The sequence below is a fragment of the Acetobacter estunensis genome (assembly GCF_011516945.1).
Classification (GTDB): domain Bacteria; phylum Pseudomonadota; class Alphaproteobacteria; order Acetobacterales; family Acetobacteraceae; genus Acetobacter; species Acetobacter estunensis.
The window spans coordinates 43,293-58,236 of sequence record NZ_WOTH01000001.1 but is presented as its reverse complement, the minus strand read 5'-3'; the positions used below and the strand labels follow the sequence as shown (position 1 = coordinate 58,236).

The 14,944-nt window shown below is 59.8% G+C and carries 7 protein-coding genes and 1 pseudogene; 1 reads left to right on the top strand and 7 read right to left on the bottom strand.

What is annotated here, in order from left to right; all coding sequences use genetic code 11:
* Positions 1–29: 29 nt before the first annotated feature.
* The 4 genes from GOB87_RS00235 to GOB87_RS00220 all read right to left on the bottom strand — a co-directional run bounded on the left by GOB87_RS00235 (position 30) and on the right by GOB87_RS00220 (position 4,731).
* Positions 30–1,421, bottom strand: a complete 1,392-nt coding sequence (locus tag GOB87_RS00235; RefSeq protein ID WP_166312539.1) for an amidase family protein — start codon at positions 1,419–1,421, stop codon at positions 30–32.
* 1 nt (position 1,422) lies between these two features.
* Positions 1,423–2,307 carry a sulfurtransferase gene (locus tag GOB87_RS00230; protein WP_166312538.1) on the bottom strand — a complete coding sequence of 295 codons (885 nt, stop codon included), beginning with the start codon at positions 2,305–2,307 and terminating at the stop codon, positions 1,423–1,425.
* Entirely contained in the window at positions 2,304–3,665 is a 1,362-nt protein-coding gene (locus GOB87_RS00225; RefSeq protein ID WP_198911699.1) for an LLM class flavin-dependent oxidoreductase, read from the bottom strand. Before GOB87_RS00225 ends, GOB87_RS00230 begins: the two co-directional genes overlap by 4 nt.
* Before the next feature lie 169 nt (positions 3,666–3,834).
* Positions 3,835–4,731 (bottom strand): LysR family transcriptional regulator, encoded by an 897-nt coding sequence (locus tag GOB87_RS00220; RefSeq protein ID WP_166312537.1) that lies wholly within the window; start codon positions 4,729–4,731, stop codon positions 3,835–3,837.
* Positions 4,732–5,166: 435 nt separating this feature from the next.
* On the opposite strand from GOB87_RS00220, the gene GOB87_RS00215 reads away from it, so the two are divergent.
* On the top strand, positions 5,167–11,193 hold the full coding sequence (locus GOB87_RS00215) for a DUF3320 domain-containing protein (protein WP_166312536.1): 6,027 nt from the start codon (positions 5,167–5,169) through the stop codon (positions 11,191–11,193).
* A gap of 90 nt (positions 11,194–11,283) precedes the next feature.
* Here the strand turns inward: GOB87_RS00215 and GOB87_RS00210 are convergent, their stop codons facing one another.
* From GOB87_RS00210 to GOB87_RS00200, 3 genes and pseudogenes are all read right to left on the bottom strand, one after another.
* Positions 11,284–12,030 (bottom strand): DUF72 domain-containing protein, encoded by a 747-nt coding sequence (locus tag GOB87_RS00210; protein WP_166312535.1) that lies wholly within the window; start codon positions 12,028–12,030, stop codon positions 11,284–11,286.
* 318 nt (positions 12,031–12,348) lie between these two features.
* A pseudogene (locus GOB87_RS00205) lies at positions 12,349–13,146 on the bottom strand (IS5 family transposase); the annotation flags it as partial.
* A 52-nt stretch (positions 13,147–13,198) separates the two neighbouring features.
* Positions 13,199–14,824 (bottom strand): inorganic phosphate transporter, encoded by a 1,626-nt coding sequence (locus tag GOB87_RS00200; protein WP_166312534.1) that lies wholly within the window; start codon positions 14,822–14,824, stop codon positions 13,199–13,201.
* Positions 14,825–14,944 lie beyond the last annotated feature (120 nt).

The window sequence follows — 14,944 nt, the reverse complement described above, 5'->3', positions numbered from 1 at the left end:
ATTGCGCCAACTGCTGCAACCCGACGCATTCATGTCCGGACCTGCGGCCAGCGGATGGCAAACCCGCGTGCAGTCTCAAGTAAGGTTGCGATTCCAAGAACCCGCGCATCGTCGAAACGTCGGCCCGCGATCTGGACGGAAACCGGCACGTCACCATCTTCAGGCTGATGGACCGGCACGGTGGCGGCGGGCCAGCCGATCTGGTTGAACCAGCAGGCAAAGGCCTGATGACTGGCCGCACCCCATCGTGGGTCGGGACAACAGAGTTCAGCGGGAAAAGCACGCACCGGCACGGCTGGTGACAGCACGTGATCGAAAGAGGCCAACTGCCGGGCCACCCGGATCGCCGCCATGTTGACACGGCGCGTCACGCTGGCGGCGTGAATGGCAGACTGAGAGAGCAGGCCATCATACAGCGCCCCTATGGGAGGAGCGATCCGACCCCGCGCCGCAGCGGGCAGCCCGAAGTAATCGGGAGCACCGACATGCAGCATGTTCCAGTGAATCGCCATGTAATCGTCAGCACCGACATCCAGATCCTTGATCTCGATCAGTTCGGCACCACGAGCGCTCAACTGCTCCGCAGCCCAGTCAACAGCCGTCAGGGTTTCCGCATCGGTCGCATCCCCCCAACCCGCCCGTTTCCAGACCGCAATCCGTTGCCCCTTGAGGTCTGTCGGAGGAGGAGCCGGCACGAAACGGCCATCCAGCGAATAGAAATCCTCATGCGCGAACCGGCCAAGGGCGCCCAGCGCCAACGTGACATCTCCCACCGTCCGCGCCATCGGGCCCGCGCTGCGGTAAGCCCCGGGAGGGTCGTAAGCAATACGCCCCTGCGTGGGCTTGATGGACGCCAGCCCCGACAGAGCGGCGGGAATGCGAACAGAGCCGACCATGTCGGTGCCAAGGGCAATGGTCGCGGCTCCCAGCACCACGCTGGGTCCGGCCCCGGACGAAGACCCACCCGGACTTGTACGCGGATCCCATGCATTGCGGATCACACCGTGTTCGGAGCTGATCCCGGACATGATCATCGCGAAATCCGGCATCGTGGTCTTGCAAGTTACGATCATTCCCGCTTCCCGGGCGCGAATGACCGGCAGCGCATCGGCCCCAGAGACGACACCTTCATGACAGGCCGTGCCATGCCAGCGCGGCAGCCCCTTGATATGGAAACTGTCCTTGAAGCTTATGGGCACGCCGTCCAGCGGTCCCAATGGCCGCCCCGCTTTCCAACGGCAGGCACTTGCCCGCGCGCTCTCGTGGACCATATCGGCATCGGAACTTGCCACAGCATTGAGACTCGCCGCAGGCCCCGCCACCACAGCCAGTGCTGCTTCAGCCACTTCGACCGGGGAAAGCGTGCCAGCCCCATAAGCCTGCGTCAGTTCGGCGGCACTCATCGGGGGCAGATCGGTCACATTACCTCTCCTGCCCACGGTGCACGGGACGCGACGGATCGGCCGTCCAGCCATTCATCGAATCATCATAGATCCGGAAAGAAGGTCGCCCTGTCGCGGCAAGGGCCAAAGCCAAACCCGCAGCATTGATGCCACCGCCGCAATACAGCACCGGCGTTATCTGACGGCCCAATTCCGGTCCGAGTTGCAGATCCTCCAACGCGCTGTTGAGCCGCGCAAAATCCAGCCGCCCCATGCCGTCGAGCAGGTCCGCATACGGCAGGTTCAGGCTGCCCGGGATGTGACCAAGACGTGGATCATTGCTGCCTTCCGCCGTGAACTGAACCTTTCGCAAACCGCAGACCAGAGGCGAACGGGACGTGTCACCGGAGGCGATCAGTTCCACCACCTCCTCGGTCGAGACAAAAATCGAAGGTGCGGGACGAGCGGTGAAATCACCGGGAGAAGCTGAGACCTCAGGCCCGGTTTCCACAATACCGCCTGCATGGACCCATGCCGCCAGACCGCCATTGAGCACGCGCACCCTGTCAAATCCACAGACACGAAAAAGAACCCAGATACGCGCCGCGTACGCGCCCCCAAGGCGATCATAGACCACCACGTCGCTGTCGTTACGGATGCCGAGCCGACGCGCTTCCCGTTCAAGCGCCGCAATATGCGGACGTGTAAACGCAAAAGGGGCATCCGGGTCGGAAAACGCTCCGAACAAATCGGCCAGATGGGCACCGGGAATATGCTCTGCCGTGAACACATCCCGACCGGAAACAAAAGCCGTGGCGCCTCCCGGACGATCTACCCTACCGACAGAGGCATCAAGCACGATCACCTCAGCACGATGCGCGACAAGCCAAGGTGCCGCGATCAGTGGACCATCGGGAAGCGTCATCCCACGCTCCCCTTACGTCCGGGAGCAATACGATTTTTCCACTCATCGCGGGCGGGACGTGCAAGCCCCAGCGTCTCACGTGCCGTGCGACCGGTATACTCCGTGCGGTGAAGACCTCGCCTCTGCAATTCCGGCACGACAAAACGGGCAAAATCCTCGAAAGCCGCAGGCAGATGTGTGGCCTGCACCATGAAGCCGTCCGAGGCCCCCTCCTTCATCCACAATTCCATATTGTCGGCAATGCTTGCGGGAGAGCCGATCATGTTGCCTTCCGTGCGTGCCCCGTACCAGCGGCCGATCTCTCTGACCGAGAGATTTTCACGTCGGGCAAATTCCACGACTTCTTCGTAATGCCCCTGCACACCCACCTCATCGAGCGTGGGAAGCGGGCCATCAAGGTCGTATTTCGTGAGATCTACATTGACATGATACGCAAGTCGCGACAGCCCGGCGAGGGGGTGCACCAGATCGACAAAGGCCACATGCCGCGCCATGGCATCCTCATCCGTCCTACCCACAACAACCGTGGCTGCGGTCAGGATACGGATCTGCTCAGGATCGCGCCCATGCGCCCGGGCCCGGTTCTTGATGTCCGCATAGAAAGCTGCCGCGCTTTCGAGAGATTCCGCACTGGAGAAGATGACATCGGCCCAGCGGGCCGCAAAATCACGCCCACGAGGCGACGCACCAGCCTGAATCAGAAGCGGATACCCCTGTGGAGGGCGAGGCACTGACAACGGTCCCTGCGTGCTGACATACTGTCCGGAATAATCCACCGACCGCACCCGATCAGGATCACCGAAATGTCCGCCTTCCTTATCCTGAAAGATCACATTGTCATCCCAGCTGTCCCATAGCCGGGTCGTGGCTTCCAGCACTTCTTCAGCGCGCGCATAACGCTCGTCACGCGGCGGAAGACGGGGCTGTCCGAAATTCTGGGCCTCCGCATCCTGAAAGGACGTCACAATGTTCCAGCCCGCACGCCCATCGGTCATGTAATCGAATGTGCCAAGGGTCCGGGCAAGATTGTAAGGTTCGTGATAACCGGTCGAAATCGTGGCGGCGAGCCCCAGATGCTCGGTCACCCCGGCCATAACGCCCAGCACGGTCATGGGGTCCAGACGTGGCGTGCCGGATCCCCACTCCACCGCCGGGCGGAATGAGTTCCCCAGTGAACGGGGCATGGACAGGGCATCGGGAATGAAGGCCAGATCGAAACGCGCGCTCTCAAGAATGCGCGCGATTTTGCGATAATAGCCGGGCGTCATGAAGCCGGGATCGGCATCGGGATGGCGCCAGCCTGTGGTGCCCATCGGCCCTGCGTTCATGAAAGCTGCGAGATGCATCTGTCTGGTCATGAGCCGCCTCTCTTCTGCTGGCATCACGCTGTGGGAGCAGCGCTACCCTCTCTTTCACGCAGCATAGGCAGCGTAATCTCCGGCTTTGAACCGTAAAGAGTTTCCTTCCGTGATAACTTATGGAATGACGTTGACCTCCGAAATAGACGGCGGCTCTTGTTCCATTCGTTCATGAGGCAGATGAGGTTCGCATCATCTCATGCGCGATACGCAGGAAATTTCCGACGACAGGATTTTTCTCGTCCTTGCGCCAGAACATGCCCACCTGCCACGAGAGGGCCGGTCCCTCGATTCCTTGGGCAACGATCGCATGAGTGTCGATCACGCCCGAAAGGGCCGACTCATGCATCACCGCTACACCCAACCCTGCGGAGACCATGCGCAGCTGTACAAGGCTTTCATTGACCCAATGCGTCACGGCGGGATCAATACCCTTCCACGCAAACAGTCGCTCCACAGCCTCTTCGAAACCCGGCGCCACAGATTTCTTCAGTCGGATAAATGGCAGCCCGCTTACGGCAGGGCTATCGATCGTTGCGATCCGGTCCTCAAGCGCAACAGGAAAGACGAAAGCCAGCCTGTCACGCGAGATCAGACAGGAGGCAAGATCAGGGGCCGCTGGCCAGCGGGCAAACGCGACGTCGAGTTGCCGTTCACGCACCATCGGCAACTGGGACTGTGAGGAAATGTCGTTGAAAGTCAGTTCAACTTCCGGATAGGCGTCACGGTAGGCGATCAACGCGCGCGTCATGATTTCCAAAGCGGAAAACGTAAAGCCAATGGCAAGCTGGCCAGTTTCTCCATGGGCCATTCGCAATCCGCGTTCCCATATACGGTTCGCTTCGCGCACCAGCGGCTGCACCTCAGCCAGAAACTGGCAGCCGAAAGCGGTAAGCTCCGTTCCCTGCCGAGAGCGCTCGAACAACTGCGTGCCCATCATGTCTTCAAGCCGTGCAATCTGCTTGGTCAGAGTGGGCTGAGTGATTCCCAGTCGTGCGGCGGCGTCAGAGAAGTTGCAGAGTTCTCCAAGAGCAGCGAAAGACCGGAACAGATCAAGATTCTTCATGATGCCCTTCTGCCAACGGCCGGTGAGCGTGCACGCAACAGATGCTGAGCATGCGGGCCTCGGGGCACATCTGCAACGGCAGATGAAAATAGGCCCATAACTTGGACGATACCGCTGACGTCACATTCATCTCCAGCGTTTACGGAGGAGAGTGCTGTTCACCACAGTCGAATAGTGAGCCAACCAAGACGATCCTGGCATTGAGTTGCGACAGCATTGGATGAACACGACACAGCCCCACCCGCTGTCACGAAATTTAGTCTGCGCAACAAGGCACAGAAGCATCTCTCAATTTTGAGATCACTCCATATCTCATATTCTTGTCATCTTTCTCAGCGCTTGCAGCATCTTCACAATGCGCCATATCCCCTCGACACATGCGCCATTAACTGCTTGTTCATGTTCTGATCTGCTCACAGGAAAGACGGACTGACCATGACCGGCGAATCAATGGATGTGGACACTTCCGCAACCGCGCTCTCTGACGAGTCTCCAGCCCATCTTCAACTGCATGTCAGCCTTCAGGACTCCGTCAACGCCGCTTTATGGGAAAACAGCGTGCCGTTTCTGTCGGAACTAGCGCTGGAAAACGCCACTTCCAAAAGCTGGTCCGAACTCGAAATCAGCCTGACCTGTGAGCCTCCCGCCATCCAGCCGCACACATGGCGGCTCCAGCAGGTTGGCGCCGGCGAATACCGCAGTTTGCGCCCGCAGGATGTGCGGCTAAACGGCACATGGCTCCAGCAGCAGACAGAAGCCTCTCGTGCGGAGATCACCTTCATCGTCCGCAGCGGCGTAGAAGAACTGCTGCGCAAGACTCATGACATCCGCGTACTGGCCCGCAGCGAATGGGGCGGCCTGTCCGGCGTTCCCGATATCCTCGCCGCCTTCGTGCTACCAAACGACCCCGCCATCGGCCGCATCCTGCGCAGCGCTTCCGAGATTCTCCGCGCCGCCGGAAAACCACACACGCTTGAAGGCTACCAGCGCGACAAGGCGCGTGTGTGGGAACAGGCGCAAGCCATCTGGTGCGCCATCTGTGCGCTGGACATCACCTATATCAGCCCGCCTGCTTCTTTCGTGGAAAACGGCCAGCGTGTGCGTCTGCCTTCCCAGATCATGGAAGAACGCCTCGGCACCTGTCTCGATACGGCGCTGCTGTTCGCCGCCTGTCTGGAAGCCGTGGGGCTGCACCCGCTCATCGTCATCACCGAAGGTCATGCCTTCACGGGCGTCTGGCTGACGAAATCCGACACCCTCACCTCCGTCACCCGTGATCTTCCCAGCCTGCGCAACCGTCTGAAGCTGGACGAGATCAAGGTGTTCGAGACCACCCTCGTCACTCTCGACCGCAAACCGTCCTTCACCGTGGCGTGCGAGAAAGGAGAAGCCAATCTTCGCCACGCGGGAGAGGACGAAGACAACACATTTTGCGAACTCATCGACATTCATCGTGCACGCCTGCGTCGCATCCGTCCGCTCTCCATGCCCGGCGCCAACACCACCGCCACAGCAGAGAAAGAAACAAAAAACGCAGGCTCCGAGGACCAACCCGCCTTCGAGGACACGCCGAGCCTGCGTGAAGACAGGCTGGAGACGGAAGAGGACGCTGCGTCTTCTCCTGCTGACCGCATCAGTCGCTGGTGCAACCGCCTGCTCGACATGTCGGGGCGCAACCGGCTTTTGAACCTACCCAAAAGCGAAAAGCAGATCATCCGTATCGACTGCCCCGATCCGGGCAGGCTCGAGGACACACTCGCCAGCCTCCGCGCTGGCGGGAAAGGTCGCCCTCTGCGATTCTGCCCATGGCCCGACATGATGAAAGACGGCGATCCGCGGGACGCTGCGCTGCATCATGACCGCCTGCACGAAGATGCCGCCCGCGCCTACGCCATCGAAGCTCTCGACCGGCGCGAACTGCTCGTCGCGCGCACCGAAACCGCGCTTCAGGCCGCTCTGACCGAAATCTACCGTCGTGGCCAGTCCGCCGAGCAGGAGGGTGGCTCCAATATCCTTTATCTCACCATCGGCGCACTCGCATGGACCCGCAAGGACGGCGATACCCCCTGGCTGGCCCCGCTGATCCTCGTGCCCGTGACGCTCGAACGCCCCAGTGTGCGCTCCGGCTTCGTGCTGCGCCCGCACGGCGATGACAGCCGCGTGAACATCACACTGCTGGAAATGCTGCGCAACGACTACAACCTCCGCTTCCCCGAACTGGAAGGGGACCAACTCCCCGAAGATGGCAACGGATTGGATGTCACCCGCATCATCACTATCTTTCGCGCGGGCCTGAGAAATGTTCCAGGATGGGAAGTGCACGATGACGTCGCTCTGACCACCCTGTCCTTTGCCAAGTTCCTCATGTGGAAAGATCTGCTGGAGCGTCGCGAAAGCCTGCGCTCCAACGAGGTCGCCCGTCGCCTGCTCGACGGCGTGAGCGAGGACAGCCCCTCCTCCACCGGTGCCGCGCCCATGACAGAAACGGATGGCGCGCTGGATGAACTGTTTTCGCAGGCCGATCTCGCCTGTCCGATGGAGGCCGATTCCTCCCAGCTCCGCGCTGTCGCCCGCGCAGCGGCGGGAGACAACTTCGTGCTGATCGGCCCACCGGGAACCGGAAAAAGTCAGACTATTACGAACATCATTGCCAACACGCTGGCACAGGGCCGCTCGGTCCTGTTCGTGGCGGAAAAACGCGCCGCTCTGGAAGTGGTGCGCAACCGCCTGCGTCAGATCGGACTTGCGGAGTTCTGCCTCGACCTGTTCTCGCCCAAAGCGAGCAAGATGGCCGTGCTGGAACAATTCCAGACGGCCCAGAACGTGCTTGATCGTTTCGATGAAGGCGACTGGCGCCGCTCCCGCGAGCAGATCAATCTCCTACGCGGCGAACTGAATGCCTATGTCCATGAACTTCACCAGCGCTGGCGCAACGGGTGGACACCCTTCCGCGCCATCGGCGTCGTTCTGCGGGCCGATGACGCCCAGCTCCTGCCACTTACCTTCACATGGCCTTCACCGGACATGCACGACGAGGACGGATACGAAGCACTATGCAAAGCCGCCGACGATATTGCCAGTGTTCATGAACGGATCGGCGATGTCATCAGTTCACCCGCGCTCTCCGGTCTGGACCGGACGGAGTGGGGGCCCCAGTGGGAAAAGGATTTCGTGGATGCCGCCCGCACTCTTCTAACAGGGGTCGAGCAACTCGCCGTCAGTACGAAAGCCGTACGCAAGACGCTGAATCTCGGGATCGAGGACATGTCCCTTCCCGCACTGCAGCATCTGCGAATCCTTTGCGCCTGTCTTGAAAAAGATGAAGCATCCGCGTGGGCTTTCGCAGAAGATTCGGACGCCACCCGCAATGCCATGCATGCCGAAAAGCCACACATCGCCCGTCATGGCGAACTGACCGCTCAGCTTTCCGTCGCATGGAAACCCGAGGCAAAAACCTTGCCTCTGGATGATCTTCTGAAAACATGGAACGAAGCGCAGGAAAAATCCGTTTTTCAGTTTCTCGCCAAATCCAAGGCCATCAAATCCGTCCGCAAGCAACTCGAACCGCACGCAGATGGCGCACTGCCCGAGGATTGCGCACCGGATCTGCAACGTCTGATTGCATTGCGTGACATTGAAAAGCATCTGGCCGATGCGCCACATGGTCTTACAGTCGGAACGACTCTGTGGCAGGGACTGGATACGGATTTCGACCGTGTGGACGCGCATCACGCCTGGGGCCGCTCTACCCGCGCAGCGCTGGCCACCTGTGCCCCCGATGTCACGGTCCTGCTGGCCGCACGCACCCACCTGCGGGCACTGCTGTCAGAAGGACGCGATCTGCTCACTCCCAGCGGATCGGCACGCGCGTCGTTCGACACGTTCAGCCAAAATCTTGAAACCGTTATCAAAAATCTTGAAACATTCGCAACGATCAGCGAAACAGCACCCGATCGCATGGCCGACACCACGGCCCCCGACTGGCTTCCTGCCCTGACAAAACGCTTGAGAGGCTGGATTGCAGCGTCACGAAACCTGCGTGACTGGTGCAACTGGAAACTCACCTGCCAACGCGCGGAGCGGCTCGGCCTCGGCCCACTGGTGGACGCGGTGGAAAGCGGACTCATCCCGGCCCCCGAAACCGTAACGGTGTTCGAGGCCAACTATGCCCGCTGGTGGCTCACAGGAGCCGTCGAACGGTCCCCGCTCCTGCGCGGTTTTGTCGCTGCCACGCATGAGCGCAGCATCGAGCGGTTTCGTGAACTCGACCGCCAGATCATGAAGATGGCCACGCAACTGACCCGTGCCCGTCTCGCCGGCCAGATCCCTGACGCGCAAACCCGGGCAACCGACACGGAATACAAGGTTCTCACACGCGAAGCGGCAAAGAAGGCGCGTCACCTGCCCATCCGCCAGCTTGCCGAAAAAATGCCTCACGCGCTGCGTCAGCTCACGCCCTGCCTGATGATGAGCCCGCTTTCCGTCGCGCAATATCTTCCCCATGACGCGCAGCCTTTCGATCTCGTCATCTTCGATGAGGCCTCGCAAATCCCGACATGGGACGCCATCGGCGTGATCGGCCGTGGACGGCAGGTGATCGTCGTGGGCGATCCGAAACAGCTTCCCCCGACGGATTTTTTCAATCGCAGCGCCAGTGAAGACGAAAGCGTCCGTGACGCCGAAACCTGCGATCTGGAATCCATCCTTGATGAGTGTCGTGGTGCGGGCATCCCCTCCGTACAACTCAACTGGCACTATCGCAGTCGTCACGAAAGCCTGATCGCCTTCTCCAATCACGCCTATTACGGCGGTCAGCTCATCACCTTTCCCTCACCCGTCACACAGGATCGGGCGGTTTCCTTCCGCTTCGTGCCCGATAGCGTCTATCTGCGCGGTGGCGCGCGCACCAACCCGATGGAAGCACAGGCCATCGTGGCGGAAGCACTCACGCTTTTGCGCGACGGCACGAACCGCTCTCTGGGCATCGTCACCTTCAACAGCGAGCAGCAGACCCTCATCACCGACCTGTTCGATAAGGCCCGCGAGAGCCATCCGGACATCGAGCGTTTCTTCAATGACGATGCCAATGAACCCGTGCTGATCCGCAATCTTGAAAACGTGCAGGGAGAAGAGCGCGACATCATGCTCTTTTCCCTCACCTATGGTCCCGATCAGGCAAACCACATGACGCTTAATTTCGGCCCCCTCAATCGCGATGGTGGAGAGCGGCGACTCAACGTGGCCATCACCCGTGCCCGTGAAAAGCTGGTCGTGTTCGGTTCCTTCCGTCCGGACCGCATCGACATCAACCGCACCAGCGCACAGGGCGTGCGCGATCTCCGGAAGTTCCTCGTCTTTGCCGAACACGGTTCAAAAGCGCTCGCAGGCGTGGACGAAGGTTCCGTAGGCGGGTTCGACAGCCTGTTCGAGGAAGAAGTTGCCGCGCTTCTGCGCGGCAAGGGGTGGCAGGTAATTCCACAAGTGGGCGTCTCGGGTTTTCGCATCGACCTTGGCATTGTCGATCCCGACCGTGCTGCCGCATTCCTCGCAGGCGTGGAGTGCGACGGCGCGACCTATCACCGCAGCGCCACGGCTCGGGACCGGGACCGACTGCGTCAGACAGTGCTGGAAGGGCTTGGATGGTCCATTCTGCGTATATGGTCCACCGACTGGTGGACCAACGCCGCCCGCGAATGCGACCGCATCGACCAGCAGTTACGCAGCGTTCTGGAGCAGACACGCAAGCGCCGCGCCGAACAGGAAGAACGTGATCGCAAGAGCGCCGTCGCCGCACAGGCGGCGGCGGAGGAAGCCCTGCGAGAAAATGCATCCAAACCGGAGGAAGATACCAAGGACTCCGCTCCGCACGCGCCAGAAAAGACCTTCTCTACGACAGCGGAAATGCCCCGTCCTACTCTTCTCGCGCGCGGTCCCGTGAACACAATAGAACCCACACCACGTATTCCTGCCGACCATGAGCGCTTCTTCGAAGAAGATTATACGCCGCATTTACAGGCCATGATCGAATATCTCGTGACAGAGAAAGGGCCGATCCGCGAAGATATTCTCGTCCAATCCCTCTCGCGCAACCACGGCTTTGCTCGCGTAGGACGCGACATCCGTCAGCGGATTCTCACAGCCATTCCGCCGACACTGACACGCAGCATGGAAGACTGCGGCACCTTCATCTGGCCACCGCATTTTTCACCCGAGACAGATATCCCCTTTCCCGCGCCTGCAGCCGGGGAAAGCCTCGACCCCTCAACGGTTCCGCTGGCGGCCCTCGTCACGCTCGCCCGCTCTCTCGATGGGAACGGATACAGCGAGAGCGATCTTCTGAGCGCGATGCGTAAAGCCTGTGGCATGGGACGCATGGGAACTGCCACGCGTGCCCGACTGGAAAAGGCGCTGACTCAGGCCCGTTCGACACCGGCATGTCAGACGAATAAGGAAGCGACGTAGCTTATTCTGACGAGGTGGCGCTCTTGCGGCTCTTCTGAACGCAGTCGATCAATCTTTCGATATCAAAAGACCGAGCGGCCACGGGCCATTTCACTGCCCGCTTTGTCTTTGACGGCGCACAGCGTCTTCAAGTTCCAGAGCATTTTTCGTGGCAGCACCATATGTGGTGTTGTCGTAGATCGTCCAGACATCGACGCCATGAGCGTTAAGTGAGGCAACAGCTTTTGCGCGAACCTCAATGTCCTGCTCCCCATAGGGTGACTCATAAATACGGGGAGAGCCGTGCAATCGAAAATAGACGAGATCCTCCCAGCCTCCGGGCTGCGCGGCCTGTAACGGTTTGGCCGGATCCGCCGCAACCCGTGACACCTGTTGCCTCTTCAACATGCGGTCAACCTCCGGCTGGAACCAACTGACATGCCTCGGCTCCAGAACAAGAGGCCCTCCTGTCGTCAGGGATTTCAGATCGCTGAGAAACTGTTCGGCAATATCGCCGGGATAGGCAAAACTCGGCGGAAGCTGAATCAGAATGGGGCCACGCTTGTCACCCAGACCGCTCGTCTCCTCTGCAAATCTCTCCATGAGCGCCTGACAATCGACCAGACGATGCTCATGCGTAATGGCCTTGGGCAGCTTGACGGAGAAACGAAATGCAGGCGGCACACTTGCTGCCCAGCGTTCATATGTCGTGCGTCGATGCGGCCGATAGAAACTGCTATTGATCTCGACTACTGAAAAACGTGTGCCATAGCGTTCAAGATGCGTGCCGCTTGAAGGAAACTGTGTGGCAAACGCAGGGGGAATCGACCAGCCAGCAACGCCGACACGAATGGACATGAGCCGTTCCTCCTATGATCGCGAACATACGACCCGCGATCTTACACACAAAAGAACCCCATGTTCTTCATGCGACTGAACACTCCCCATGAGGAGAACGGCTTAGGCTGACGCCTTTATGATAGACGACCAGCAGTATCGCCGCTTACCCACCAAAACAAATTCGATCGACAGACATGGCGATCTGACGAGCACATCTCCATAAAAAAAGCCCCGTCTGCCGCATGTCGTCATGACAGCAACAGACGGGGCTGGAAACAAGGAGAAGGAGGAAATACCCGACGGTATTTCCCCTAGAGGGTGTTCTGCACTTTGGATGAGCAGGTTAGCTGCGTTTTTCAGCATGAAACCTGCGAAGGCGATGGTGTGCATTGCGGCGAGGGTTGAAGCACAGCGCTCGTAGTCTTTTACGAGCCTTCTGCACCGTGTTGCCCATGCGAACGATCTCTCCACGATCCAGCGACGTGGCAGCAGAACGAAACCCCGTTTAGCCTGAGGTAGTCTAACGATTTCGAGAGTGACATCCTGCTCTTTGGCAGCTTTTTCCGGTTTTGATCCGGTATAGCCCTGATCAGCCCATGCCAGTTCCACACTACCGTCTGTTGCCTCCTGAATGGCTTGCGCCAGTGGACCGACTTCCGCCCGGTCGTCCCTGTTTGCCGGGGTGACATGCAGAGCCAGAAGATGCCCCAGAGTATCGACCGCCATGTGCAGCTTCGATCCCTTCTTTCTTTTCGCACCATCATACCCGGACCGTGGCCCGCTTTCCGGGGTCGAACGCAGTGTCCTGCTGTCGATGACTACCGTCGTCGGCTCCGCCTTCCTGCCTGCCGCAATACGCAGTACAGCCCGAAGATCGTGGACAACAGCCTCGAAACATCCTGCTTCCATCCAGCGCCGCGATTGCTGGTAAACCGCAGTCCATGGCGGCAGATCGTTCGGCATCGCACGCCATGCAATGCCGTAACGGATCACATACCGAAGACCGTTGAACAACTCTCTCAGATCATGACGTCGCTGCTCTGCATCTTCTTTCATCAGAAGGAGATAGGGAACAATCAGAGACCACTCTTCGTCACTGATATCAGACGGATACGGTTTGCGGGCAGTATTCATCCATCTGTTCTGCAACACTCACGCCAGAAAGTACATAACACCCTCTAGGCCCTCAGAAAACCTGACGGAAAATGACGTAGAGGCATCCCGCAATCGCCATGGCGGCCGGGAGTGTCGTCACCCAGGCCATCGCCATGGACCGCAATGTGGACCACTGCAGGCCCGAGCCATTGGCTTCCATCGCACCGGCCACGCCGCTGGAGAGAATGTGCGTCGTGGACACCGGCAGGCCATAACCTTCCGCCAGACCGATCGTGCTCATGGCCACGACTTCAGCCGACGCACCTTCGGCATAGGTCAGGTGGGTCTTGCCGATCTTCTCACCTACCGTAATGACGATGCGCTTCCAGCCGACCATGGTGCCCAGACCCAGCGCAATGGCGACCGAGACCTTCACCCACAGCGGAATGAAACGTGTGCCGGCATACAGATCGGACTGGAAAGATTTGAGCGTCTTCTTCTCATCCGCGCTGAAACCATTGGCCGCTCCCATGACCCGGATGGCATCGGCGGAGAGATACATCTCGGTGCGCACGTTCGGAACGGCCGCCGCCGGAACGGATTTCATGGAGCCATAGGTCCGCACTGAGTCGGAAATGTCGTGGCTCAGCACCGCGAGAGCGGAGAACGTCTCGGGAGAGGCCACCGACTGCGCGCGCAGGGCCGCACCCACCGTGGTCTTGGCCGTCGCCACATCCATCGCCACCGGCACAGCACCCGCATGGTCGAGGAAGATATGATTCGCCTGATCGGCCGTCTGGATGAAGGCCGGCATCGCGCTTTCCGGCATCGCGCGGTTTAGCGCGTACGCCGTCGGCGCCGCACCGATCAGGATGAGCATGATCAGACCCATGCCCTTCTGACCGTCATTACCACCATGCGAGAAAGACACGCCCGTGCAGGTGGTGATGAGCAGACCACGAATCCACCACGGTGGTGGCTCATGACCCTTCGGCGCATCATAAAGCGCCCGGTTCTTCACCAGCAGCTTGAGCGTCAGAAGCAGCAGAGCCGCCATCACGAACCCACAGACCGGGCTGAACAGCAGAGACGCGAAGACCTTACGAACCTGCTCCCAGTTGACGCCCTGAGTCGTGGCGCCAGCGGGCGCCATGAACTGGTTGGCCAGACCCACACCCATGATCGAACCGACCAGCGCGTGCGACGAACTGTTGGGAATGCCGAACGCCCAGGTGGCGAGGTTCCAGATGATCGCGGCAAGCAGCAGCGCGAAGATCATCGCATAACCGGCCGTGTTGCCAGCATCGAGGATGAGTTCCACCGGCAGCAGGGTGACAATGCTGTAGGCCACCGTCCCCGCCGACGTCGCAACGCCGAGGAAGTTCCAAAAGCCAGACCAGATGACCGCAAAAAGCGGTGGCAGACTGTGCGTGTAGATCACCGTGGCAACGGCATTGGCCGTGTCATGGAAACCGTTCACGAATTCGAAGGCCAGCGCAATGATCAGGGCCACGCCAAGAAGGACGAACGTACCCGTGGCAAGTGGCCCTTCGCCCACGGCGTGCATGTCGTGCAGGATGCTGAACGCCGCAAAACCGAGCGCACCGATCAGCACGGTGAAAAACATAACGACGTGCAGGGGCTTGTTGCCACCGTCCATGTCAGGACGGGAAACGGGAGCAACCTCTACGTCGGCATTCATGATGGCTTGGGACATCATCAGTCCATGTTCCGTTAACCTTAATGCCGGGGTTTACGGCACGAAGTGTCGAAACACGACGCAGGAAATTTGATGGTTTTATGACAGTGCTGTCTCAAACAGCAGAATCTGAAAACA